The organism is Bacteroides sp. D2 (assembly GCF_025147085.1).
Lineage (GTDB): Bacteria > Bacteroidota > Bacteroidia > Bacteroidales > Bacteroidaceae > Bacteroides.
The window spans coordinates 5,159,934-5,184,022 of the sequence record NZ_CP102261.1 but is presented as its reverse complement, the minus strand read 5'-3'; the positions used below and the strand labels follow the sequence as shown (position 1 = coordinate 5,184,022).

Sequence of the window (24,089 nt, the reverse complement as noted above, 5' to 3'; positions counted from 1 at the left end):
AGAGTAGATTATTAATATTCGTATTCATTCTTATTTCTGATGGATAGGAGGTTATTTCCATATTTTTCCCTTTTCTTCCAACAGTTGATTAAGTACTTCGTTAGCTGTATTATAGCCTTGCCCAAAGATTTCTTCTGCTTTTTCCAGTTCGGTGTTACTGTATCCGTATAGGTTGTATGGTTCGATTAATAAATCGCATTTTTCTCTTTCGGGAAAGGTATTGGCGCGGAACATGAAATGAAATGAGCGCATAGCAATGCTTACAATATTCATTTTGTAATCCTGTGCCATGATGGGACTTACATTGACAGCTACCACTTTATCGCAAACCCTGCGCAGGGTAGAGACCGGAAGATTCATCATCAATCCTCCATCCACATAGTTAGTGCCTTCTATGTTGACAGGAGAAAACATGACAGGCATACAGCAGGAAGCGGCGACCCGTTCCGCTATGTTTCCCCGATGAAAATGAACCATGCGACCATGATCGAGGTCAGTTGCTGTGATAATCAGGGGAAGTTGTAGTTCTTCCAGATTTTTTGCTTTTAAGTTAGTCCGGAGAAAATCAATAAATTCACAGAGGTCAAATAGCCCCTTCTTGGGAATCACCAATTTCGTTAAATCCTGGAATTTATGTCCGGAGAAATAATCAAGTACTTTGTGTGGCTCGTTGCCGTCCGCGTAAAAGACACCTGCAAGTGCCCCTGCACTTACTCCAGAGATGATTTCCGGTTTAATATCATGTTCCAGAAGAGCTTGCATGACTCCCAAATGGGCAAATCCTTTAATAAATCCTCCGCTTAGTGCATAGCCAATCTGATATTTCCGGCTATTCCAGTTATTTGTGAATACCTCCATGAATTGCTTTCTTTAGTTCGCCACGAATTTAGTGAATTTATTGAAAGTAGGAGGAATATAATGGATAGTTTTTTTTAAATCCATACCATCTGTCTTGTTCACATTTGAAATAAACCGTCATAGAACATAAAACACGGATGGAAACTCTGCTCCGGCACCATGCCGGTCAGAATCCGAAATCGTCTATCTCAACTTTGTGCTCTTCGCTTTCTTTGAATGGTTTTGCTTCTTTTTGTACGGGATTTCCTTCGATATAGATGGCACGGAATGGACGGGCTGGGCAAACATATTCACATCCTCCACAACCTACACATATTTCTTTATTTACATGAGGAATCGTCAATCCGTCCTTATACGGCACCATCGCTACTGCTTGTGTGGGACAGTGTTCGGAGCAGGCTCCGCAACTGGTTCCATCAGTATAAACAATGCAATTTTCCTCGATGAAAACAACATATCCCATTTGTGTAAGATGTTTTTGCTCTACATTTATGGGAAGAATTGCTCCATTGGGACAGACATCTCCACAGACAGTACAGTCAAAGTTACAAAATCCTTTCTCAAAGCTAACAGTAGGTTGCATCATGCCTGCCAAGCCATATTCCATAAAAGCCGGTTTCAAGATATGAGAAGGGCATTTGCTGACACAAAGATGACAGGATGTGCATTGCTGTTGGAAGTGTTCCCGACTGATAGACCCCGGAGGAGTGATCGGATTTTCCTTTTTGTATGCCTTCTTACCTTCCAGGCTTGCTACAGATTCCTTGGCCTGGGAGATGAGTTTGGGGGTTGCTCCGGCAGTAACAAGACCGGCGACCAAAAAACGGCGTTTGGATGAATCCAAATCCGGTGATGATGGTGCAGGAGTTTCTACATCAGACTGTTTTTTTAAAGAAGGGGCGTAAACTAATGCTTTTTGTTTGCATGCTCCCAAACAGTTGAAACAATCTACACAACGACTATAATCAATAGCGTGTTCTTTACTATTGATGCAAGCTGCTTTGCATTTGGTGGCACAAAGCCCGCATCCATTACATTTGGCAGTATCAATACGGACTTTGAATAATGAAAAGCGGCTCAATAACCCCAATATTGTTCCTACGGGACAAATCGTATTGCACCATGTCCGTCCATGTTTCCATGCCATTACAAAGATGGTTGCAAGAGTAATAATAGCGATGAGAAGGGAAGAAATGCTCAAGATGGAGGTGTCTACCTGATAAAATGTATAATTGTCAAATCTGGCAAAGAGTGATTCCAGCAGATTATTCCCCAGCATATAGATAGGTTTGAATATGTGCACTACTACACGTCCATACGCACTGTACGGATCGAGCAAACCAACAATAAATGTAAATCCACATAGAAACCCGACCACTGTCAGTCCGAGCACACCCCAGCGCAATTTGTTTTTTGCAGGACTGTAACTATATCTTTTTTTCTTTTTTCCCGTTGCTTTGGAAATTCGTGCAATCACATCCTGCAAGATACCCATAGGGCAGATTGTAGAACAATATACACGCCCGAATAAAAGCGTTAACACAATGAGAAATAATAAGATACCTATACTTAGTGAAAGGATGGCTGGAATAAATTGCAAATGTGCCAGCCGATGAAAACTGTTCGGTAATATTTCTGCGAAATCGAGAAAAAAGAAAGAAATCAGCACAAATAAAAGTGCTGATATTCCAATACGTAGCCTTCTTAACATGGTTGCTTTACATCTTAATTCGCTTGACATTCAATTTGTCAATGTTCATGGTTCCTATTTTCAATGCTTCCCCATTGGCGAGATGTCCTACTGTATCCAGTGGCATCTCACGTACTTGATTGAAGAACTTGGCAGCAGCCGTATCCACGGCTACAATATCCGGTGAGATAAACAATCCTTTTGCCAGTACAACATCGGATGCAGAGCGTCCCCGGGGACCGTTTGTTTTCATGATCCGGTAGGCGTCTACTACGTTGAGTACAGCTTTCTTCTGTAATGTACAGATATCTGCGATGCATTGTTGCAAATCGTTCTGATGGAAGAATCCGCGATCCCACACAATCCCCATGTGATTTTTCATGGAGATAGTCAGATTGGCACCTCCGTGATTCTTCAGAATAGGAACATTGATCCATACATCACAATCCAGAATCGCTTCGTGCACTTTGGCTTTCTTCATCTTTTTGCCTTTTGGCAGATCGATTGGTTTGTAATACGACTCCAGATGTGCAGGCATTACTTTGGCTCCGGCTTTTTTGGCAGCAGCTTCAATACCACTGTTTTTGTAGCATTTCTGCCAATCGTCACAAGTATGGTCGAACACGACCACTTCTTTAGCTCCGGCGGCAAAACATTGTCTGACGATTTCTTCAATCAGTTTCGGATTCGTATTTCCTGCCAGTTCCGGCACTTTATCCCAACCGATATTAGGTTTTACAACCACTTTCTGCCCCGGTTTCACGAATTGCTTCATACCCCCCAGTTCGCTTATGGCACGGCGGAACATCTCTTCGGGTTCTCCGCCCATAACGGCCACCAGATCAGGATTGCTTCCGTTTGCTTTATTGATTGTTTGAGTTAACACCTCCATAGCCTCCGAACGCTGTATAGTCAAGGCGGCTCCGGTGATAGCTACTGTTTTTAAAAAATCCCTTCTGTCCATCTTTCTATATTAGTTTAGAGTTTGGCAATTACTTTCAGGAGGGCGTATCCGCCGAACCATTGCAGTAACATTCCCGGAATACCGATACGGAAGTCCTGTACTGCTTCGTAGAAACTTCCGACGATGGCCCATTCAAATGCAACGCCTATGACCTGATAAGTGAGTACGACACCAAGAATGGCCAGTAATGAAACCGATTTTATAGTACGTGCTGCAAGAGCTGAAGCTCCGGCGAGTAAGGACGATTTGATTAATAGGATGGGAAGTACTGCCTCCGAGGGCATGGCAAACAATAAATGATTGATGACTGGTGAAAGAATAGCAGTCAATAATCCTACAAGAAAACCATATTTATAAGCCGCAATCAGCGTGAAAAAATAAATAGGTAACAGGGTAGGACCACCATAAGGTACAAGATGGCATAATTGTGGAAGTGCAATGTTACCCGCTACGAATAGTAAGGCGAACAGGTAGGTTTTCACATTGCTGTGTTTCAGCGAATAGAGTTTGACGGATGTTTCCATTTTCGTTGATACTTTAATGTTGAATAGAACGATAATATATTAATAATAAGACTTTTCTCCAGATAAAAGGTTTAATCCGACTGATATATTATTTTAATCCCGTAGGAAAAGAAAGTTTCACACCGGGAAACAAAATAGGACAGGCAGGGAGCCACCAGCGCGCAGGTTTTGATTTACGCTTTTCTGTTATACTTCCTGTTTCACTTTATATATTATGAATACTCTTCCTGTTTTACCTTACTTTCTTTATAAAGTAAGAAAGCACACGCAGCTGCTGCAAATACGCTATAATCGAATGGGGCTTTCACATTCAAGGAGAACGACATGGAGAATGCAAAAGTCAATAATAGAATGCCGCTAAGAAGAGCGACCCAACGTTTCTGGAAACCTATTAATAGCAATATACCGAGAATCGTTTCTGCTATGGTAGCCGTCCATGCCAATAATGGTATTAGAAATTTGGGGATCCATGGCAACAAAACTCCGGTATAAGTAGTAAAGCTTTCCATATTGCCCCAAACTACATTTTCGCTTCCCAACAAAGGAGTCCATAAACCTAAGCGGTCTGCAACTGCCGACAAGAATCCGATAGCAAGCGCAAGGCGCGCAAACAAGGATATATAATCTATTTTTTTAATCATATTGGTTCGTATAACAAGGATTGATATTCAGAAAATATCTGTCTTGATAATGAATTGTCAGTATCAAGTGGCAGTTTCTTCCTATAACAACGAAAGAGAAGCCTTGTATGTTCGGAATAAGCATACCTAATGTCCCGATAATTGTATAATGATATGCAATTTCGTTATGGGAGATTATCCGTTCATTCTTTCTTTAATCTTTCCCCATGCATGCGTATCGAATAGACAACTTTGGCGCATCGTCTCATACATCTCTTTAAATCTGGACATAGGTATGGTATAGCTTAGTTTGTCAGCTTCGAAATGAGGGCGAACCGATGGGTCGAAGAAACCGAGGAAAGTGCGTTTGCCTCCTTTACGATTCTCTATCGTGGCTTGCGTCACTACAGCACTACAGCCGGAACCAAAGGTAGAAACGACGCAATCTGCTGCGTTATTATCATAAAAAGCCCAAGTGGTCAAGCCCGAAAGCGTATCCGGATTTGCCAGAAATACGACACCTTCTATTTCTTCAAGGCTTTCTACCTTATCTATACGTGCAAAATGAAGATACTTGTTTTCAGTTCTGGAAACGCCCATTTGCTCTATGTAGTCGATAACCTGTTCCGGGGTTTGTTTGTATTTCTCCTTGAGGGAGACGAAAGTCGGTACGTGTTCGGGCATTTCGGTGAAGCCAGTATAGAATTTACCGCCGCCACAACCGATGTTCTCGGCATTCAGGCTGATAATACCACCATCTCTTACCGTCTTCATACCTTTGAAGAAGCAACCGTTTATCTTTTCTGTTTCTCCTTTTTGCTCGTCCGAGTACCAGAAAACAAGAGGCAATTCAGCATTTTCTCCGAATGCCTCTTTGAAATTTTGAATAAAAGTTTGGATGTCCATAAGCTTATCAATTTTGGTTCTTTATGTAGGTCTTTCTACAAAGTTAGAATAAAAAAGGATAAGTGCAAGTGATTTAAAAGTTAATGTTTGATACACTTTTCTTACACTCTTCCAGCTTCTCCAATCCCTCTTTCGACAGTTTGGGGTAATGTAAATCCAATTGCTGCATCCGGTCACAAATAATTCGTCCTACTGCGTAACGCATGAACCATTTATTATCGGCAGGGATTATATACCATGGAGCCAGTTCCGTTGATGTCTCCGTCAGTACATCGGCATAAGCATTCATATAGTCCTCCCAGAATTGACGCTCTTTGATGTCCGCCGAAGAGAATTTCCAGTTTTTAGATGCATCGTCCAGTCGCTCCATGAATCGATTTTTCTGTTCGGCTTTCGATACATTGAGAAAGAATTTCAGGACAATCGTTCCATTCTCCGTCAGATAGCGTTCAAAATCGTTGATCTGTCGATAACGACGCTTCCAGAAGTCGGGATCAATGTCATTTATGGTTTCGACACCTGGTAACTTGTTGGATAGAATAATTTCCGGATGCACTTTGGCAATCAGCACATCTTCGTAGTGCGAACGGTTGAAAATGCCGATTCGTCCTCTTTCCGGGAGAGAGCGATTGATACGCCAGAGATAATCATGGTCCAGTTCTTCAGCAGACGGTTGTTTGAACGAATACACTTGGCATCCCTGTGGGTTAATGCCGGACATCACATGCTTGATAGTCCCGTCTTTTCCTGCAGCATCCATCGCCTGAAAGATAATCAGGATTGAATACCGGTCTTGCGCATAAAGCATACTTTGCAGCTCCGAAAGCTTCTCAATATCCTTTGCCAGTTGTTCTTTAGCGTCTTGCTTGGATAAATCGCCAGTGAATGACGAGTCAAAATCCGATACCAACTGTTTCTTTCCGGGCTTTGCCAGCAGGTCTTTTAGAATATCCTTTTTCATGTGACGGTAGTTTTAATAGTTCTATTTAAATTAAACAGTTGAGGCAGTCAATTGGTTTTTATAATCAGTATGTTTGAGACATTTCATGAGAAAGAGGCTTCTTGACGGATAATGACCAAAAATGAACGGATATTGCTCTGGTATCATGAAGGAATTTATCCGAAATTTGCAATCGAATTAGTACTATATAATAAAAGAAACAATGAAGTATTTGAATAAAGAAATCAATGGTATCACCCTTTCGCGTATCGGACTGGGTGCCATGAGAATGGCTGACGTTCAGCAGGGAGTCGACACGATACATGCCGCGCTAGACAGTGGAATTACGTATCTGACTTTTATGGTCACGGAGAAAGTGAACTGGTGATCCGCGAGGCTTTGAAAACCCGGGAGCGCGGAGACATTTTTATTGCCGTCAAGTTTGGTGGAATGCTCACTTCAGATGATCGGTTCTATGGTATTGACGTCCGTCCGCAGAACGTACAAAATTATCTGGTTTACACTTTGAAACGATTAGGCACAGATTACGTTGAACTCTATCAGCCAGCACGCATCAATCCGCACATCCCGGTGGAAGATACTATTGGTGCCGTTCTCCGTCGCCATACCTATGCCAGCGGCAGTTATCAAGGTCAAAGAATAGATTTATAATCTGATTCTTGATGACATAAGAGTGGTAGACGTGTTCTTTATCAGGAATATAACTTTTAATGAGTTCAACCTGTTTTCTCAAACGCAGGCTTTCTTCCTCACTCAACTCTTGCCTGGTATGTAATTTCTTCAACTGACCCGCCTGTTGCAGACGGATGCCGGATGTCATAGCCATTATTTCCTTTTTCAATTCAGCAGAATGAATGATGAGATAGCCCTTGAAATCGGCTGAATAAGCTGTGTGCTCTATAATATCATCCGGATACACCTGCATCACCATGTTCTTTTTCAGTGTATGCGATAAATAGTTTATTCCTATTGTAATTTCTCCGGAAAGAACAAAGATGAGGGAATAGCCTTTTAAGCGTATCGGATAGTTTTTGACTTGAACCGGCGAACGACGGGAGTTATCTATATCTATGACGGACAATTGCTCCTGAAAGGTAGCTTCTGCGGATATTCTTTCAAAGTATTCTGGCAAAGCTAAATCTACCACCTGTTCCATAAAAACACTATTATAATTTGTAGAAAACAAAGTTCGCACTATTCTTACAGAAAAAAGAGAGTATAGGCCACTTTGTTTTAGTCAGAATCCGATATTACATATTTTTAAGACGATAGCGTCTTCAATCGGGAGAAAAACAGACATTCAACTTCGTTTTCAATAATAATTACTTATATTTGTCCGGATATGGAATAAGAAAAACCGATATGAAGTATTTGTTAATATGTGCAGGCTTGCTTCTCATAGTCTTTCACTCATGGGGACAGGAGAGGCTTGCGGATAGAATCGCTCCTCCGTCAGGATATGTTAGAGAGACCTGCTCCGATAATTCGTTTACAACTTATTTGCGCAATTTGCCATTATTGCCTAAAGGCAGTAAAGTGTTACTTTACAATGGAAAAGAAAAAGCCAATCAGGCAGCCGCATTTGCAGTCGTAGATATGGAGATAGGCAATCGTGATTTGCAGCAGTGTGCCGATGCAGTGATACGCTTGCGGGCGGAATATCTGTGGAAACATAAACGGTATGCAGACATAAAATTCAACTTCACAAGTGGATTTACTGCCGAATATAAGAAATGGGCGGAGGGAAATCGAATAAAAGTCAACGATAATCAGGTTCAATGGTATGCTTCGGGCAAGGGAGTGGATTATTCCTATAAAACTTTCCGTAACTATCTCGATATGGTTTTTATGTATGCCGGAACTGCCTCTTTATCTCGTGAACTCCCAGCTGTGCTTTATACTTCCTTGCAACCCGGGGATGTCTTTATTAAAGGTGGTTCACCCGGTCATGCTGTGATTGTTATGGATGTTGCCATTCATCCGAATACCGGGAAGAAAGTATTTCTCCTGGCACAAAGCTATATGCCTGCCCAACAGATTCATATCCTGGTCAATCCAACCAGCCGCAACCTTTCTCCCTGGTACGAGCTGACGGAAACGGATGCAGGGAAACTATACACTCCGGAATGGATTTTTGAGAAGAAAGACCTGAAGCGTTTTAAATAGGATAATAGACATAAATGCAACATAGCAAAGAAATAATTAAATCTTTTCTTACTCGATTTTCCATCTTTTCCTTATCTTTGGCATTCAACAAACCGTTTTAATCATACAACAACGAAAAACAACCGATTATGAATTATGATTTATCAATGAATGCTAACCAGTTGGTGGCATTCCTTCAAAAAACAACTTCAGAGTTTACAAAAGCTGACATTATCTCATTTATCCAGCAAAAAGATATCCGCATGGTTAATTTTATGTATCCGGCGGGAGACGGGCGTCTGAAAACTCTGAACTTTGTCATCAACAATCAAGCTTATCTGGAAGCTATTCTCACATGTGGAGAACGGGTAGACGGTTCCAGTCTTTTCTCATTTATAGAAGCGGGCAGTAGTGACCTTTATGTAATTCCCCGTTTTTGCACAGCATTCGTTGATCCGTTTGCCGAGATTCCGACGCTGTCTATGCTGTGCTCTTTCTTCAATAAAGACGGCGAACCCCTCGAAAGTGCACCAGAACACACTCTTTACAAAGCAAGCAAAACTTTTACAGAAGTTACCGGAATGGAATTTCAGGCAATGGGCGAATTGGAATATTATGTAATAGCTCCGGATACTGGTATGTTTCAGGCAACCGACCAACGTGGTTATCACGAATCGGGTCCTTATGCTAAATTCAATGAGTTCCGTACTCAATGTATGTCTTACATCGCACAGACAGGCGGGCAAATAAAGTATGGACACTCCGAAGTGGGTAATTTTACGCTGGATGGTTATATCTATGAGCAGAATGAAATAGAATTCCTGCCGGTTCCCGTATCGCAGGCAGCAGATCAATTAATGATTGCCAAATGGGTGATTCGTAACCTGGGATTTAGATATGGATACAATGTAACCTTTGCTCCAAAGATTACGGCAGGTAAAGCAGGTTCGGGCTTGCATGTCCACATGCGTATCATGAAAGACGGAAAGAACCAGATGCTGAAAGACGGTGTTTTGTCGGAAACAGCACGCAAGGCAATTGCCGGAATGATGGTGCTTGCTCCGTCAATTACTGCTTTTGGAAATACCAACCCTACTTCTTATTTCCGTCTCGTTCCTCATCAGGAAGCACCTACCAATGTTTGTTGGGGAGATCGTAACCGCTCTGTATTAGTGCGTGTACCTCTGGGATGGGCTGCAAAAACAGATATGTGTACATTGGCAAATCCGTTGGAAGCTGAAAGTCATTTTGACACCAGCCAGAAGCAGACTGTAGAAATGCGTTCTCCGGATGGTTCGGCAGATTTGTATCAACTGTTGGCTGGTTTGGCTGTTGCCTGCCGTCATGGTTTTGAGATTGAAAATGCGCTGGACATTGCTGAAAAAACTTATGTAAATGTGAATATCCATCAGAAAGAAAACGAAGATAAGCTGAAATCACTGGCGCAACTGCCGGATAGCTGTGAAGCTTCTGCCGATTGCCTGCAACAACAACGGGCAATCTTTGAACAATATAATGTATTCAGCCCGGCAATGATTGATGGTATCATCCGCAGACTTCGTGGTTATGAAGATAAAACATTGCGTGCGGATTTGGAAGGAAAGCCGATGGAGATGTTAGATCTCGTACATAAGTATTTCCATTGTGGATAATTAAAAAATGATATACGGATAAAAGACTATCTTCGGTTGAAAGGTAGTCTTTTATTTTTTTATATAATACATTCAGACCAAACAGGCTACAAATTTACAGGTTTGGTCTACTTAATGCCGGGTTTGGTCTACAAACTCTCTACGCAGATCGGTAAAACTCTACTTTTGTCTCATTCAAACCCTAAAACAGATAAAAGAATGAGGATTATTTTGTTAAGTGCGTTCGCCTTGTTTCTATTACTTCCTGAAAATATACAGGCACAGGTTACTGTGAAAACCGGGTATATATCTTCTTCCCGATATAAAGATGAAAATGGACAGTATCCCGGGAAAGGGGATATGTGCTTTGTGGAAGGGAACGTCAATATTCCCGTATCACAGAAAATGAATGAAAGAAATCAGCCAACTCTTTGGATGATTTCGGCAGGAGGAAGCTATACGGCAATGAATAATAAGAATCTTCAATCTTACATAGATCAAATTATAAATATGCAGTTGAGCGTAACCAATATTCGCCCTATCAGCAAAAAATGGCTTTTGTTGACGACTGTCGGTGCAGGCGTCTATACCTCTTCTGATGTAAAACTGAAGAATGTTCTGGGACAGGGAGGAGTTATTTTCATCCGGCAGTTCAAGTCCAATTTATCTCTTGGGGCCGGATTGGCTGTGAACAACACATTTGGTTATCCGATGGTATTTCCTGCTATTTATTTTGATTGGAGCACTGAAGGACGTTATCAAATTAAAGTTTCGATGCTGAATGCCATGGAAGTATCGGCAGGAATGAAAATGAATAAATATCTGAATCTAAGGATCGTGGCAGAGATGAACGGGTCATTGGCATTGTTGGAAAGAGAAGGAAAAGATACTATGTTTTCCCAGCAATTCATTATTGTAGGTTTACAACCGGAAGTAAGTATGGGGAATTCTTTTTCAATCACTGCTACTGCCGGTGTGTCGTGTAGCAGAATAGCTTATTACACTACCCGCACTTTAAAGGCTTTCTTCGAAGATATGTCTAAAGATACTGATCCATATTTTAAACCGGCAATGTATGTTTCGGTGGGAATGAAGTATAAGTTCTAAAAAAATGGTAACTTTATCGCCTGATGTCAGTTAAGATACTATTATATACGTTACTGAAGCAAATTGGGATATTTCTTGTAGTCTCCTTTTTAGTGTTCAGAGGCACTTTTGTCGAAAGCGATAGTTTAGGGCTAAATCTTTCTACGGGAGTTAGTCTTTTACTTTCTGTCATTCTATGGGGAATCATAAATCTGCATACTTACTGGTTAATTCCCGGTTATCTGTTTCAGCGTAGATATAAAAAGTATATCATATATTTGAGTTGCCTTGTTGGATTTATGCTGACCGCCATGGTTGGTGCTATTTGTTTTCTAGGGCAATATTATGTTATACCCGAACAGATGCAAAGACTAAACAGTGATCTCCCTTTCTTTCTGTTGATAAATGCATTGGCACTGATACTCTATTTCCTGGCTTTTTCTTTTACTATTTTTCTGCATCGTTGGGTGGCCTATCAACAACGATTAAATGAATTGGAGAATATTAGCATACAGACTGATCTAAATCATTTGAAAGATCAACTCCAACCGGAGTTTTTTTCGAGAATATTGAATAAGGTACGAACCTTGCTGGGAGAAGATGGAGAAAAGGCGTCATTGCTTATCTTTAAATTAAGTCGGTTGCTTAGATACCAACTTTATGAAAGTGAACGGCAACAGGTATTGTTGGGAGATGATATCGATTTTATGACTGATTATATGAAGTTGGAGAAACTATGTAATCCGGAGTTTAATTTTGAAGTCAACATCCTGAATGAAGTGCGTTATATACAAGTTCCTCCTTTATTGTTTATGCCTGTGATAGAATATGTGATTCAGACAACTGTATGTGGAGAGAATGGAAAGGGAGAAAATATAAGGATCGATTTTCAAATGGAAGAGAATCAGCTTCGATTTATTTGTACATACTGTCTGCGAAAAAAGGAAAGTCTACAAGTAGCACCTGCTTTTGACAAGTTACGGCAACGATTGGACTTGTTATATCCGGGAGGTTATCAATTAAAAAGTGGCTATAATGATGAGGCACTGTGTACCATTGGTTTAATGTTGGAATTATGAAAGATACCTGGAATGTATACGATTGGGGGAAGAATCTGGTAAATGACCGTTTCAGGCTTATCAGTAATTTACTATTGCTATTTATTATACTCTTTTTGGGCTTTCAGAATGTATATGGAGATTTTACTAGAGAAGGTTTCCTATATGCATATCCGGTTAGTATATTGGTTTTTGCATTTCCTATCTATCTGAATATATATTGGTTAGTGCCCCGTTTCCTGTATAAAGCCAAGCGCAAGTTATGGTGTTATTGGATTTCGTTTCTCGGAGTCAATTTAGTGAGTGTATTATTAGGATTTATATTTCTGTCTCCATTATATCAACGATACGGTATTCGTGGGTTTTGTATACAGGATAACCATGCTGTTTCTTTTGATAGTATTGCTTATGGAGTATTAGTACTGCTATTAAGTGCAGGTGGCTGTACGAGCTTTGAACTATTTCGCCGTTGGGTTGTCTCCGATAAAAAGATTCTTGAATTGGAGAAGGCGACTAAACAGGCAGAATTGCAACAATTAAAGAAACAGATCAATCCGCATTTTCTTTTTAATATGCTGAATAATGCCAATATTTTGGTAAAGGATGCTCCGGATGAGGCTTCACAGATATTGGAGAAACTGGACAATCTACTTCGCTACCAGTTGAATGACAGTACAAGAAGAGAAGTATTTCTTACTGCAGATATACAGTTTCTCACCAGCTTTCTTGAATTGGAGAAGGTGAGAAGGGATCATTTTGAATATACAATCTTTCAAGAGGGAAATATGGAGAATATCTGTATTCCTCCGTTATTGTTTATCCCTTTTGTAGAGAATGCGGTGAAACATAATTTGGATAGCGACAATTTATCTTATGTTCACTTGTATTTTTCTGTGCATAATAAACAGTTGACGTTTCGTTGCGAAAATTCTAAGCCCCGTGTTCCTGTTAAGCGGGAAGGGGGAATAGGGTTGGCCAATGTGAAACGCAGACTGGATTTACTTTATGAATCACGGTATACGCTACAGATAGAAGATAAAGAAACAACTTATAATGTCAACTTACATCTAAACTTATGAATTGTATTATTGTTGATGACGAGCCGGTAGCTCGCAAAGGTATGAAGTCATTGGTGGAGCAGATTCCACAACTGACATTGGTGGGTAGCTTTAATAATGCTATCGCAGCGTCCGCTTATATAAATGAATATACGGTTGATCTGATTTTCCTTGATATTCAGATGCCGGGAATTACCGGAATAGAATTTGCGCAAAGCATTCCCGTGAATACGTTGATTGTCTTTACAACGGCGTATGCGGAATATGCACTCGATAGTTATGAAGTAAGTGCCATTGATTATCTGGTGAAGCCCATTGAAATGAACCGTTTTCTGAAAGCAGTCAATAAGGCAATAGCATATCATAAACTGTTATTGTCGGAAACAGCCGAAAGAGTGGAGGAGATACAGGAAGAATATATCTTCATCAAATCGGAACGACGCTATATCAAGATAAACTTCAGTGATATTCTTTTTATTGAAGGACTAAAGGATTATTCCATTCTCCAATTGGAAGGTCAGCGGGTGATTACTAAGATGAATCTGAAAAATATTCATGAGCAACTGCCCGCTAAACAGTTTCTCCGGATAAACAAGTCCTATATTGTCAATACTTCACGGATTGGCTCTTTTGATACCAATGATATTTTTATTAAGTCTTATGAGATAGGAATAGGAGGTGGAAACTATAAGAAAACGTTTTTTGAGGAATTTGTAGCGAAGAATTTGCAGAAAGACTAATCCGGTAGTTTACATGGAATGGCTTGGTATAAAAAGAATAAGAACGTTAAGTATTGGCCTATTTTCATAAAAAAGATGTTTTGCAGAAAGAAAAAGGAGAGAATATAGTGCAATATCCCCAAATAATGCTTTCCTTTGTACCAACAACAATAAAGAGGTTTATTACGATTTGATTTTTTTACATGAATCTTCTCATTTATTTGAGCATATCCATCTCTAATTAAGATCTTCCTAAAACTTTCTTATTGAATTATTAATTTTTTATATTTGTATTTTATGAATTTGTACATTGGAAATCTTAGCTATAATGTTAAGGAATCAGATTTGAGACATGTAATGGAAGAGTATGGAACAGTTGCTTCAGTAAAGTTAATCACAGATCGTGAAACTAGAAGATCAAAAGGTTTTGCGTTTATCGAAATGCCGGATGATGCAGAAGCTGCTAAAGCTATCGAACAATTGAACGGTGCAGAATATGTAGGTCGTTCAATGGTAGTAAAAGAAGCATTGCCAAAGAATTAATACTGAATACATATACAGTAATAGAGAAAGGCGCACTAGGTAACTAGCGCGCCTTTCTTCTGTTAATCCTCATTGTTATCTTCTTCATCATCCACCATATTATTGAGTTCCAATTCCAGGTCTACCAGCTCTTGTTCCCATAATTTCAGGATATCCTTCGGTGTATCTTTTGCAGCTTTCTTTATTCTTTCTTGAGCAACAGATACTTCATGCTCTAATTGTCTACGTCTGCTCATAATTCTATTGTTTTGATTATAAAATGATAACAACTCGTGTAGGGAATAGTTCGACGGGATAAAATTAAAGTAATGGGGTGAACTATTCACAAATAAAGGATGTTTTGTAATCTGAATCTTTAAAAAACATACAGCCATGCTCAATTTAATAGCCGTTTTCTTAGTATGTTCAGGTATCGGAATTGCAGTACATATTGCCATAGACCTGACACATCGTCCGCAATCAATGAAGATAATGAATGCAGTCTGGATATTATCTGCATTATGGGGAAGTTATTTAGCTTTATGGGCGTATAATAAGTTTGGACGGAGTAGTCCGATGAAAGCTGAGGATGATGGGATGAAAATGGATATGTCTGGCATGAAAGATATGTCTGATATGAAGGGAATGGATATGTCCGGTATGAAAGATAATATGGAGATGGATATGGCCATGCAGGGAGAAATGTCGATGCAAGGAATGCAACGTCCTTATTGGCAATCGGTAGCTTTGTCGGCGCTTCATTGTGGTGCAGGATGTACATTGGCAGATATCATAGGAGAGTGGTTCACAAACTATGTTCCTGTAACTGTGGCAGGAAGTCAGCTCTTTGGTAATTGGGTACTTGACTTTATTCTGGCTTTGATGATTGGTGTTTATTTCCAATTCTATGCTATTCGGGAGATGGAAAAAATATCGGTAGGTAATGCCTTGGCTCGTGCTTTCAAAGCGGATTTCTTTTCTCTTTTATCCTGGCAGGTAGGAATGTATGGCTGGATGGCGATTGTCTATTTTGTATTGTTCATCAATGAACCATTACCCAAAGACACATGGATATTCTGGTTTATGATGCAGTTGGCTATGCTTTTCGGTTTCTTCTGTGCATATCCTATGAATGCTCTTCTTATAAAATTAGGTATAAAGAAAGGTATGTAAAATAAATGCAGATTTACTCTAAACGATAAGTATGTAATTACTTATTTGAGGGAGTGAATCTGCATCTGTTATGATATGACTACTTTTGTCTTTTCTTTCTCTTTGGGAGTTTATCTTTTCAATAATTTCGGTATATCCGAAGGTTTTTGTGCTACCCGGATACCGGCAGCTTCTAAAGATTCAATCTTCTCTTTTGCCGAACCGGAACTTCCCGAAATGATAGCTCCTGCATGTCCCATCTGCTTCCCCGGAGGAGCTGATTGTCCTGCAATAAATGCCACTACAGGTTTGGTTACATTATTGCGGATATATTCAGCCGCTTGTTCTTCTGCGTTTCCTCCAATCTCTCCAATCAGGACGATCGCTTCTGTTTCCGGATCATTTTGAAACATCTCCAGCAGTTGACGGAAATGAAGACCTACAACAGGGTCACCCCCGATGCCGATAGCAGTGGATTGTCCCATGCCATTCGCCGTTAAGTGATACACAATTTCGTAAGTAAGTGTTCCGCTACGGCTGATAACTCCGACATTTCCTTCTAAAAAGACCTGTCCCGGTAAAATGCCTACCATGCTTTTTCCCGGAGAGATCAGTCCCGGACAGTTGGGGCCGATCAGCATAGCACCTTTTTGTTCGACAAACTGGTGCGCCTTAATTACATCCAGCGTGGGGATTCCTTCCGCAATACAGACAATTAACCGGATGCCCGCATCTGCTGCCTCCATAATGGCATCTGCCGCAAAACGTGCCGGAACAAAAATGATAGAAGTATTGGCTTTCGTTTGTTCAACCGCGTCATACATAGTATTGAATACGGGGATGCCGTCTACATCTGTTCCTCCTTTGCCCGGAGAAGTTCCTCCAACAACATGGGTTCCGTATTCTTTCATCTTCTTGGCGTGGAAAAGCCCGTCTCTCCCGGTGATTCCCTGTACAATCAGGCGGGTGGATTTATCTATTAATATGCTCATAATTGCTTTATTTATTAATGATTTGGGTACTTATTATGCTTTCAGAGCCATAAGAGCAGCTTCTTTCATCGTTGTGGCTATTTGGAAACGGCTGTAATTCCGTAACAGTTCCCGTCCGATATGCTCATTAGTGCCTGTAAGCCGTACGATAACAGGTATATTACTGTTTATCTGCTCGAATGCCTGAAGAAGCCCCATTGCTACATCATCACAGCGGGTGATTCCTCCAAAAATATTAATCAGGACCACTTTCACTTTTTCATCCTGCAATAAAAGTTTCATGGCTTCAATTACCTTGACAGGATTGGAACTACCACCAATGTCGAGAAAATTGGCTGGCTGACCTCCATAAAGTTTAATCATGTCCATAGTAGCCATAGCGAGTCCGGCACCATTTACCATACAACCGATGTTACCATCCATGTGGACATAACTGAATCCTTTATCTTTAGCGTCTGCTTCTATTCTTTCTTCCTCCGTCGGATCAAATAAAGCATGTACCTCCGGATGGCGATAGAGCGCATTGTCATCAAAAACAATCTTTGCGTCAATAGCCATCAACGTACCTTTCTTGGTTAGTGCCAGCGGATTTACTTCCACTAATGATGCATCATTTTCCATGAAGATCTTATAAAGTTCCTGAAGGATGGCCGCCATTTTACCCGCCTGCTCCATTTGAGGAAAGAGGGAGAAAGCAAAACGCCTTGCCAGATAGTCGGGAAGACCAATAAATGGATTGATTGAATATCGGATGATTTTCTCCGGTGTTTGACGGGCTACTTCTTCGATATCCATACCGCCGGATGCACTCATCATCAGAACGACAGAACGTGTATTTCGGTCGATGGTGTAACTGACATAATATTCGGCAGCAATATCTACCGCCTCACTAACCAGTACTTGATTGACCGGAAGTCCTTTAATACTCATTCCGAGAATATTTTTAGCTTCCTGATAAGCATCTTCCGTATTGTTTACCAGTTTCACTCCTCCGGCTTTTCCCCGGCCTCCGGTTAATACCTGTGCTTTTATAACCACCCTGTCTGTTCCCATCCTCCGGTAAGCGGCTATGACACCTGCGGCTGTACGGCATAAAGTGTGCCTCTCGACAGGTATTCCGTACTTGGAGAAAATCTCTTTCGCTTGATATTCATGTATTTTCATGGCTCATAAATTTGAGTAAATGATTCCTGTAATAAAAACAATAGCAAGATACGGAAAGTTTGCCGGAAAAGAAAAGTAATGGGGTGTTATACAACATGTTAATCCGTATGCTATGAATAGGCTTAATATAAAAAAGCGTGTTGGCAATAGTTACCAACACGCTTCATATATTTAAAGATAAAGTCTTTCTTACGGATGCTTATGCAATACCGTGAGCGTTGACAGTACCGTCAATTTTCTTAATCAGTCCTTGAAGTACTGCACCCGGGCCACATTCTGTAAAATCAGTAGCACCGTCGGCAACCATATTCTTAACAGACTGTGTCCAGCGTACGGAAGCAGTCAGCTGGGCAACCAGGTTCTTTTTGATTTCTGCAGGATCAGTGTGAGGAAGTGCGTCTACATTCTGATATACCGGACATTTAGGAGTATGAATTTCCGTAGCCTTGATAGCAGCTTCCAATTCAACTTTGGCAGGGTCCATCAATGGAGAATGGAAAGCACCACCCACTTTCAGCGGAAGAGCACGTTTGGCTCCGGCAGCTTTCATCAGTTCGCAAGCCTTTTCGATACCCGGTACAGAGCCGGAGATAACGATTTGTCCCGGACAGTTGTAGTTGGCCGGTACGCAAACTTCACCTTCTGCATTTACTGCTGCACAGATTTCTTCTACTTTTTCATCCGGCAATGCGATAATAGCAGCCATGGTGGAAGGAGTAGCTTCGCAAGCTTTCTGCATAGCCATTGCACGTGCATACACAAGCTTCAATCCATCTTCAAAACTCAATGCACCGGCAGCAACCAATGCAGAGAACTCACCAAGTGAGTGGCCGGCAGTCATTTCCGGTTTGAAGTCATCACCCATGCAAAGAGCAGAGATAACAGAGTGAAGGAATACGGCAGGCTGAGTAACCTTTGTCTGACGAAGATCTTCGTCTGTGCCGTCGAACATGATATCTGTAATGCGATATCCGAGGATATCATTTGCTTTTTCAAACAATTCTTTTGCTAAAGCTGAGTTTTCATACAGGTCTTTACCCATTCCTACAAATTGAGCGCCTTGACCGGGAAATACAAATGCTTTCATATTTTTATTATTTAATTGATTTTTAATTGCGGGTGCAAAGTTACGTATTTTTATGATACAACCGCACAAAATGTACACATTTGTGCAACGGAGTCCGGAAAATGCCATAAAGGGCCGTTGCCGTGTCCGACATTCAATTCTTTTCCTGCGATAATAGCTTGAGTGATATACGTTTTAGCGTGCTGGATGGATTCTCGCATGGGGTATCCTTTGGCCAGATAAGTAGCAATGGCAGAGGAGAGGGTACACCCGGTTCCATGCAGGTTATGGCTTTCTATCTTTTTCTCCTCATATATATGATAGATAGATTCGGACGTGTGCAAAAGGTCGCACATATTGTCTCCCTCCAGATGTCCGCCTTTTAACAAGATGCTAGTGTGATAATCGTCCGTCAGCATTTTGGCGGCTGCCTGCATGTCTTGAATGTTGTGAATACTTTTACCTGTAAGCACCTTCGCTTCGTCGATGTTGGGGGTGATTAATGTCACAAGCGGCAAAAGTTCTTTTTTTATTTCTTCTATAGCTTCATCTGTCATGAGTTTCTTTCCGCTGGTAGACACCATTACCGGATCGTAGACGACGTATGCAGGTGAATATTTTTGTAAACAGTCGGAAATCACACGAACAATTTGAATATCATTTACCATTCCTATTTTGATGGCAACCGGTTGCAGGTCGTCCATCACTGCTTCTATTTGTCCACGAACAATGTCAGGGGCGATAGATTGTACGGCACGTACTCCCAGTGTGTTTTGTATGGTGATGGCAGTAATAGCCGATGCCGCATAGCCACCTAAAGCGGAGATTGTTTTTATGTCTGCTTGAATACCTGCGCCTCCCGAACAATCGGAGCCGGCAATGGATAAAATGACTGGATGACGTTCCATTTTAGTTTTTTTAATATTTACCCGACAAAGATAGAATAAAAAACGATAAGGTACAAAATGGCATATCGTTTAAAATACAATAAGTACCTTTACCGCTATCTGCTGGAAATGATATGAAAAGTACTGATAATAAAGCGTCCATCTAGTTTTTGTACTTTATACAATTACTCACTCGCGGAAATACTAAAATACATATTGTAATTCGTAAGATAACACTAACTATTCATATTGTAGAATGTATGATATGTATTTATATGAAAAACAATGTTTTATAGCATGTTTCTTATTTTGTTTTGATGGTTTGTAGCCTCTATATTTGCATCGTCTTAAAGAAATGTATATGCAAAATTTACAGAAAAATACACCTTTAGCAAACAATCATATATCAGTAGACTGTGTAGTGATTGGTTTTGACGGAGAACAACTGAAAGTGTTGCTTGTAAAACGTGCAGGTGAGGATAATGGAGAAGTATATCATGATATGAAACTTCCCGGAAGTCTTATCTATATGGATGAAGCCTTGGATGAAGCTGCACAACGAGTTTTGTATGAACTGACAGGACTTAAAAATGTGAATCTGATGCAGTTTAAAGCATTTGGTTCTAAAAACAGAACGAGTAATCCGAAAGATGTACGTTGGTTGGAAAGAGCTATGCAGTCAAAAGTGGAGCGTATTGTTACCATTGCATATTTGTCGATGGTGAAGATAGATCGTACGTTGGATAAGAATCTGGACGATCACCAGGCTTGCTGGGTCGCTTTGAAAGACGTGAAAACACTGGCTTTCGACCATAATCTGATTATAAAGGAGGCAATGACTTATATTCGTCAGTTCGTAGAATTTAATCCTTCCATGTTGTTCGAACTGCTTCCGCGTAAATTTACAGCCGCACAATTAAGGACTCTTTTTGAATTAGTATATGACAAAGCCGTGGACGTGCGTAACTTCCATAAAAAAATAGCAATGATGGAATATGTAGTTCCTTTGGAAGAAAAACAACAAGGAGTGGCTCACCGTGCTGCCCGTTATTATAAATTTGATAAGAAGATATATAATAAGGTAAGGAGGTAAATCCTGTTCAAGTATTAAGTATCAAGTATTAGGCGTTGAATGTTAAAGCATTAATTGTCGGACATTGAGCGTAAATCGTAAATAGTAAATCGTTTAATCGTAAATAAAATTATGTTTCTATTAGGTTATGACATAGGTAGCTCGTCTGTAAAAGCGAGTTTGGTAAATGCGGAGACTGGTAAATGTGTATCCTCGGCATTTTTTCCGAAAACAGAAGCGAATATTATTGCAGTGAATCCCGGATGGGCGGAACAAGATCCTGAAAGTTGGTGGGAAAACTTAAAGTTGTCCACGCAGGCTATTATGACCGAATCCGGAGTGAGTGCCGCTGAAATTAAAGCCATCGGTATCTCTTATCAGATGCACGGATTGGTTTGTGTTGATAAGAATCAGCATGTATTGCGTCCTGCTATCATCTGGTGTGACTCTCGTGCGGTGCCATACGGTCAGAAAGCGTTTGAGACAATCGGGGAGGAGAGATGTCTTTCTCATTTGTTGAACTCACCGGGGAATTTTACTGCTTCCAAGTTGGCGTGGATTAAAGAAAACGAACCGGCCATCTATGAGCAGATTGATAAGATAATGCTGCCGGGCGATTATATTGCCATGAAGTTGAGTGGAGAAATCTGTACAACTGTTTCCGGGCTTTCGGAAGGTATGTTCTGGGATTTCAAGAACAATCGGGTGGCTGATTTCTTAATGGATTATTACGGATTTGATTCTTCTTTGATTGCAGATATTAAACCGACTTTTGCTGAACAAGGACGTGTAAATGCAATAGCTGCCAAAGAGCTTGGACTGAAAGAAGGAACACCGATTACCTATCGTGCAGGCGACCAGCCTAACAATGCCCTTTCTTTGAATGTGTTTAATCCGGGAGAGATTGCTTCTACGGCAGGAACATCGGGAGTGGTTTATGGCGTGAATGGTGAAGTGAACTATGATCCGCAGTCACGCGTCAATACCTTTGCGCATGTCAATCATACCATAGATCAGACACGTTTGGGAGTATTGCTTTGCATCAACGGAACGGGTATTCTCAATTCATGGGTAAAACGCAACATTGCTCCCGAAGGAATATCTTATAATGAAATGAATGTGTTGGCTTCCAAAGCTCCTATCGGCAGTGCGGGAATCAGTATTCTGCCCTTTGGTAACGGTGCCGAACGTATGCTGAACAATAAGGAAATCGGTTGCAGCATACGTGGACTGGACTTCAATGCACATGGCAAACACCACATTATCCGTGCCGCTCAAGAAGGTATTGTATTCTCTTTTAAATATGGCATTGATATCATGGAGCAAATGGGAATTCCTGTGAAGATGATCCATGCCGGACACGCTAATATGTTCTTGAGTTCTATCTTCCGCGATACTTTGGCGGGAGTCACAGGAGCTACTATCGAGCTTTACGATACGGATGGTTCCGTAGGCGCTGCGAAAGGTGCGGGCATCGGTGCAGGTATCTATAAGGATAACAATGAGGCATTTGCTACGCTTGACAAACTGGATGTGATTGAACCTAATGTGGCAAAACGCCAAGAATATGCTGACGCGTATGCAAAATGGAAATACCGTCTTGAAAAGTCGATGACCGGTAACATACCGGCTCCGGTTCTGTCTTCAGATAAATAATTAACAATTTAAATAATAACCATTTTAAAAATAAAAGAATTATGGCAACAAAAGAATTTTTCCCGGGAATTGAAAAGATTAAGTTCGAAGGTAAAGATAGTAAGAATCCGATGGCATTCCGTTACTACGATGCTGAAAAGGTTATCAACGGCAAGAAGATGAAAGATTGGTTGAGATTCGCTATGGCATGGTGGCATACTTTGTGTGCTGAAGGTGGCGACCAATTCGGTGGCGGAACAAAACAATTCCCTTGGAATAGTAATGCTGACGCTATACAAGCTGCAAAAGATAAAATGGACGCAGGTTTCGAATTCATGCAGAAAATGGGTATCGAATACTACTGTTTCCACGATGTAGACTTGGTTTCTGAAGGTGCAAGCATCGAAGAATACGAAGCTAACTTGAAAGCAATCGTAGCATACGCAAAACAGAAACAAGCTGAAACTGGCATCAAACTGTTGTGGGGTACTGCCAACGTATTTGGCCATGCACGTTATATGAACGGTGCTGCTACTAACCCTGATTTTGACGTAGTAGCTCGTGCTGCTGTTCAGATCAAGAATGCAATCGATGCAACTATTGAACTGGGTGGTCAGAACTATGTATTCTGGGGTGGCCGTGAAGGCTATATGTCTCTTCTGAATACAGATCAGAAACGTGAAAAAGAACACCTGGCAAAAATGCTGACCATCGCTCGTGATTATGCTCGTGCCCGTGGTTTCAAAGGTACTTTCCTGATTGAACCGAAACCGATGGAACCGACAAAACATCAGTATGATGTAGATACAGAAACAGTAATCGGATTCCTGAAAGCTCATGGCTTGGATAAAGATTTCAAAGTGAACATTGAAGTAAACCACGCAACTTTGGCAGGTCACACTTTCGAACACGAATTGGCAGTAGCAGTAGACAACGGCATGTTGGGTTCTATCGACGCTAACCGTGGTGATTATCAGAATGGTTGGGATACAGACCAATTCCCGATTGACAACTACGAATTGACACAAGCTATGATGCAAATAATCCGCAACGGCGGCTTGGGTAACGGTGGAACAAACTTCGACGCTAAAACTCGTCGTAACTCTACTGACCTGGAAGATATCTTCATCGCTCACATCGCAGGTATGGATGCTATGGCTCGTGCATTGGAAAGTGCAGCTGCTTTGCTGAACGAATCTCCCTATAAGAAAATGTTGGCTGACCGTTACGCTTCATTCGACGGTGGTAAAGGTAAAGAATTTGAAGATGGCAAGTTGACTTTGGAAGATGTAGTTGCTTATGCTAAAGCAAACGGTGAACCGAAGCAGACTAGCGGTAAACAAGAGCTTTATGAAGCAATTCTGAATATGTATTGCTAA

At 40.9% G+C, this 24,089-nt stretch carries 26 protein-coding genes; 13 read left to right on the top strand and 13 right to left on the bottom strand.

Annotation, left to right across the window (positions count from 1 at the left end):
- Positions 1 to 51: 51 nt before the first annotated feature.
- From NQ505_RS19200 to NQ505_RS19170, 7 genes are all read right to left on the bottom strand, one after another.
- The gene (locus NQ505_RS19200; RefSeq protein WP_008998281.1) at positions 52 to 858 is read right to left on the bottom strand and encodes a patatin-like phospholipase family protein; all 807 of its coding nucleotides are present in this window, start codon (positions 856 to 858) and stop codon (positions 52 to 54) included.
- Between the two features lie 166 nt (positions 859 to 1,024).
- A complete protein-coding gene (locus tag NQ505_RS19195; protein ID WP_008998280.1) occupies positions 1,025 to 2,569 on the bottom strand; it encodes a 4Fe-4S binding protein in 1,545 nt (514 codons plus the stop codon).
- A 7-nt stretch (positions 2,570 to 2,576) separates the two neighbouring features.
- Positions 2,577 to 3,512: a DUF362 domain-containing protein gene (locus NQ505_RS19190; protein WP_004295850.1), complete on the bottom strand. Its 936-nt coding sequence runs from the start codon at positions 3,510 to 3,512 to the stop codon at positions 2,577 to 2,579.
- 14 nt (positions 3,513 to 3,526) lie between these two features.
- Positions 3,527 to 4,036, bottom strand: coding sequence for a hypothetical protein (locus tag NQ505_RS19185; RefSeq protein ID WP_008998279.1), 510 nt, complete (start codon positions 4,034 to 4,036; stop codon positions 3,527 to 3,529).
- 212 nt (positions 4,037 to 4,248) lie between these two features.
- Entirely contained in the window at positions 4,249 to 4,677 is a 429-nt protein-coding gene (locus NQ505_RS19180; protein ID WP_008998278.1) for a MauE/DoxX family redox-associated membrane protein, read from the bottom strand.
- 174 nt (positions 4,678 to 4,851) lie between these two features.
- The gene (locus NQ505_RS19175; protein ID WP_008998277.1) at positions 4,852 to 5,562 is read right to left on the bottom strand and encodes a DUF169 domain-containing protein; all 711 of its coding nucleotides are present in this window, start codon (positions 5,560 to 5,562) and stop codon (positions 4,852 to 4,854) included.
- Between the two features lie 73 nt (positions 5,563 to 5,635).
- Positions 5,636 to 6,523 carry a polyphosphate kinase 2 family protein gene (locus tag NQ505_RS19170; RefSeq protein WP_004295854.1) on the bottom strand — a complete coding sequence of 296 codons (888 nt, stop codon included), beginning with the start codon at positions 6,521 to 6,523 and terminating at the stop codon, positions 5,636 to 5,638.
- Positions 6,524 to 6,725: 202 nt separating this feature from the next.
- Between NQ505_RS19170 and NQ505_RS19165 the strand changes: the two genes are divergently transcribed.
- Together NQ505_RS19165 and NQ505_RS19160 are read left to right on the top strand one after the other, a co-directional pair.
- Complete coding sequence (locus tag NQ505_RS19165) at positions 6,726 to 6,890, top strand: hypothetical protein (protein WP_004295856.1); 165 nt, start codon at positions 6,726 to 6,728, stop codon at positions 6,888 to 6,890.
- Positions 6,887 to 7,174 carry an aldo/keto reductase gene (locus NQ505_RS19160; protein WP_074726660.1) on the top strand — a complete coding sequence of 96 codons (288 nt, stop codon included), beginning with the start codon at positions 6,887 to 6,889 and terminating at the stop codon, positions 7,172 to 7,174. The genes NQ505_RS19165 and NQ505_RS19160 overlap by 4 nt, the downstream gene beginning before the upstream one ends.
- Here the strand turns inward: NQ505_RS19160 and NQ505_RS19155 are convergent.
- Positions 7,104 to 7,679, bottom strand: coding sequence for a hypothetical protein (locus NQ505_RS19155; protein ID WP_004295857.1), 576 nt, complete (start codon positions 7,677 to 7,679; stop codon positions 7,104 to 7,106). The genes NQ505_RS19160 and NQ505_RS19155 overlap by 71 nt on opposite strands.
- A 206-nt stretch (positions 7,680 to 7,885) precedes the next feature.
- Between NQ505_RS19155 and NQ505_RS19150 the strand changes: the two genes are divergently transcribed.
- From NQ505_RS19150 to NQ505_RS19120, 7 genes are all read left to right on the top strand, one after another.
- Positions 7,886 to 8,689 carry a DUF4846 domain-containing protein gene (locus NQ505_RS19150; protein WP_004295858.1) on the top strand — a complete coding sequence of 268 codons (804 nt, stop codon included), beginning with the start codon at positions 7,886 to 7,888 and terminating at the stop codon, positions 8,687 to 8,689.
- 128 nt (positions 8,690 to 8,817) lie between these two features.
- Entirely contained in the window at positions 8,818 to 10,320 is a 1,503-nt protein-coding gene (locus NQ505_RS19145) for a glutamine synthetase family protein (RefSeq protein ID WP_004295859.1), read from the top strand.
- Positions 10,321 to 10,518: 198 nt separating this feature from the next.
- Positions 10,519 to 11,406 (top strand): DUF6268 family outer membrane beta-barrel protein, encoded by an 888-nt coding sequence (locus tag NQ505_RS19140; protein ID WP_008998276.1) that lies wholly within the window; start codon positions 10,519 to 10,521, stop codon positions 11,404 to 11,406.
- Between the two features lie 341 nt (positions 11,407 to 11,747).
- Positions 11,748 to 12,464: a histidine kinase gene (locus tag NQ505_RS19135; protein ID WP_224440793.1), complete on the top strand. Its 717-nt coding sequence runs from the start codon at positions 11,748 to 11,750 to the stop codon at positions 12,462 to 12,464.
- Complete coding sequence (locus NQ505_RS19130; protein WP_004295862.1) at positions 12,461 to 13,522, top strand: sensor histidine kinase; 1,062 nt, start codon at positions 12,461 to 12,463, stop codon at positions 13,520 to 13,522. The genes NQ505_RS19135 and NQ505_RS19130 overlap by 4 nt, the downstream gene beginning before the upstream one ends.
- Entirely contained in the window at positions 13,519 to 14,241 is a 723-nt protein-coding gene (locus NQ505_RS19125) for a LytR/AlgR family response regulator transcription factor (protein WP_008998275.1), read from the top strand. Before NQ505_RS19130 ends, NQ505_RS19125 begins: the two co-directional genes overlap by 4 nt.
- A gap of 276 nt (positions 14,242 to 14,517) precedes the next feature.
- Complete coding sequence (locus NQ505_RS19120) at positions 14,518 to 14,763, top strand: RNA recognition motif domain-containing protein (protein ID WP_004295865.1); 246 nt, start codon at positions 14,518 to 14,520, stop codon at positions 14,761 to 14,763.
- Between the two features lie 62 nt (positions 14,764 to 14,825).
- Here NQ505_RS19120 and NQ505_RS19115 read toward each other — a convergent pair whose 3' ends face one another.
- A complete protein-coding gene (locus NQ505_RS19115; RefSeq protein WP_004303314.1) occupies positions 14,826 to 14,999 on the bottom strand; it encodes a hypothetical protein in 174 nt (57 codons plus the stop codon).
- Positions 15,000 to 15,135: 136 nt separating this feature from the next.
- Here NQ505_RS19115 and NQ505_RS19110 point away from each other — a divergent pair, with 136 nt between their 5' ends.
- Complete coding sequence (locus tag NQ505_RS19110) at positions 15,136 to 15,915, top strand: DUF4396 domain-containing protein (RefSeq protein ID WP_004303313.1); 780 nt, start codon at positions 15,136 to 15,138, stop codon at positions 15,913 to 15,915.
- 110 nt (positions 15,916 to 16,025) lie between these two features.
- On the opposite strand, the gene sucD is transcribed toward NQ505_RS19110, so the two are convergent.
- The 4 genes from sucD to thiD form a co-directional block, all read right to left on the bottom strand.
- Positions 16,026 to 16,886, bottom strand: coding sequence for a succinate--CoA ligase subunit alpha (gene sucD / locus NQ505_RS19105; protein ID WP_004295868.1), 861 nt, complete (start codon positions 16,884 to 16,886; stop codon positions 16,026 to 16,028).
- A gap of 33 nt (positions 16,887 to 16,919) precedes the next feature.
- Entirely contained in the window at positions 16,920 to 18,050 is a 1,131-nt protein-coding gene (gene sucC, locus NQ505_RS19100) for an ADP-forming succinate--CoA ligase subunit beta (protein WP_004295869.1), read from the bottom strand.
- Between the two features lie 199 nt (positions 18,051 to 18,249).
- A complete protein-coding gene (gene fabD, locus NQ505_RS19095; protein ID WP_004295871.1) occupies positions 18,250 to 19,137 on the bottom strand; it encodes an ACP S-malonyltransferase in 888 nt (295 codons plus the stop codon).
- 50 nt (positions 19,138 to 19,187) lie between these two features.
- Entirely contained in the window at positions 19,188 to 20,024 is an 837-nt protein-coding gene (gene thiD, locus NQ505_RS19090; RefSeq protein ID WP_004295872.1) for a bifunctional hydroxymethylpyrimidine kinase/phosphomethylpyrimidine kinase, read from the bottom strand.
- A gap of 340 nt (positions 20,025 to 20,364) precedes the next feature.
- Here thiD and NQ505_RS19085 point away from each other — a divergent pair, with 340 nt between their 5' ends.
- From NQ505_RS19085 to xylA, 3 genes are all read left to right on the top strand, one after another.
- Positions 20,365 to 21,096, top strand: a complete 732-nt coding sequence (locus NQ505_RS19085) for an NUDIX hydrolase (RefSeq protein ID WP_004295874.1) — start codon at positions 20,365 to 20,367, stop codon at positions 21,094 to 21,096.
- 111 nt (positions 21,097 to 21,207) lie between these two features.
- Positions 21,208 to 22,731, top strand: coding sequence for a xylulokinase (locus NQ505_RS19080; protein ID WP_004295875.1), 1,524 nt, complete (start codon positions 21,208 to 21,210; stop codon positions 22,729 to 22,731).
- 41 nt (positions 22,732 to 22,772) lie between these two features.
- A complete protein-coding gene (gene xylA / locus NQ505_RS19075; protein WP_004295876.1) occupies positions 22,773 to 24,089 on the top strand; it encodes a xylose isomerase in 1,317 nt (438 codons plus the stop codon).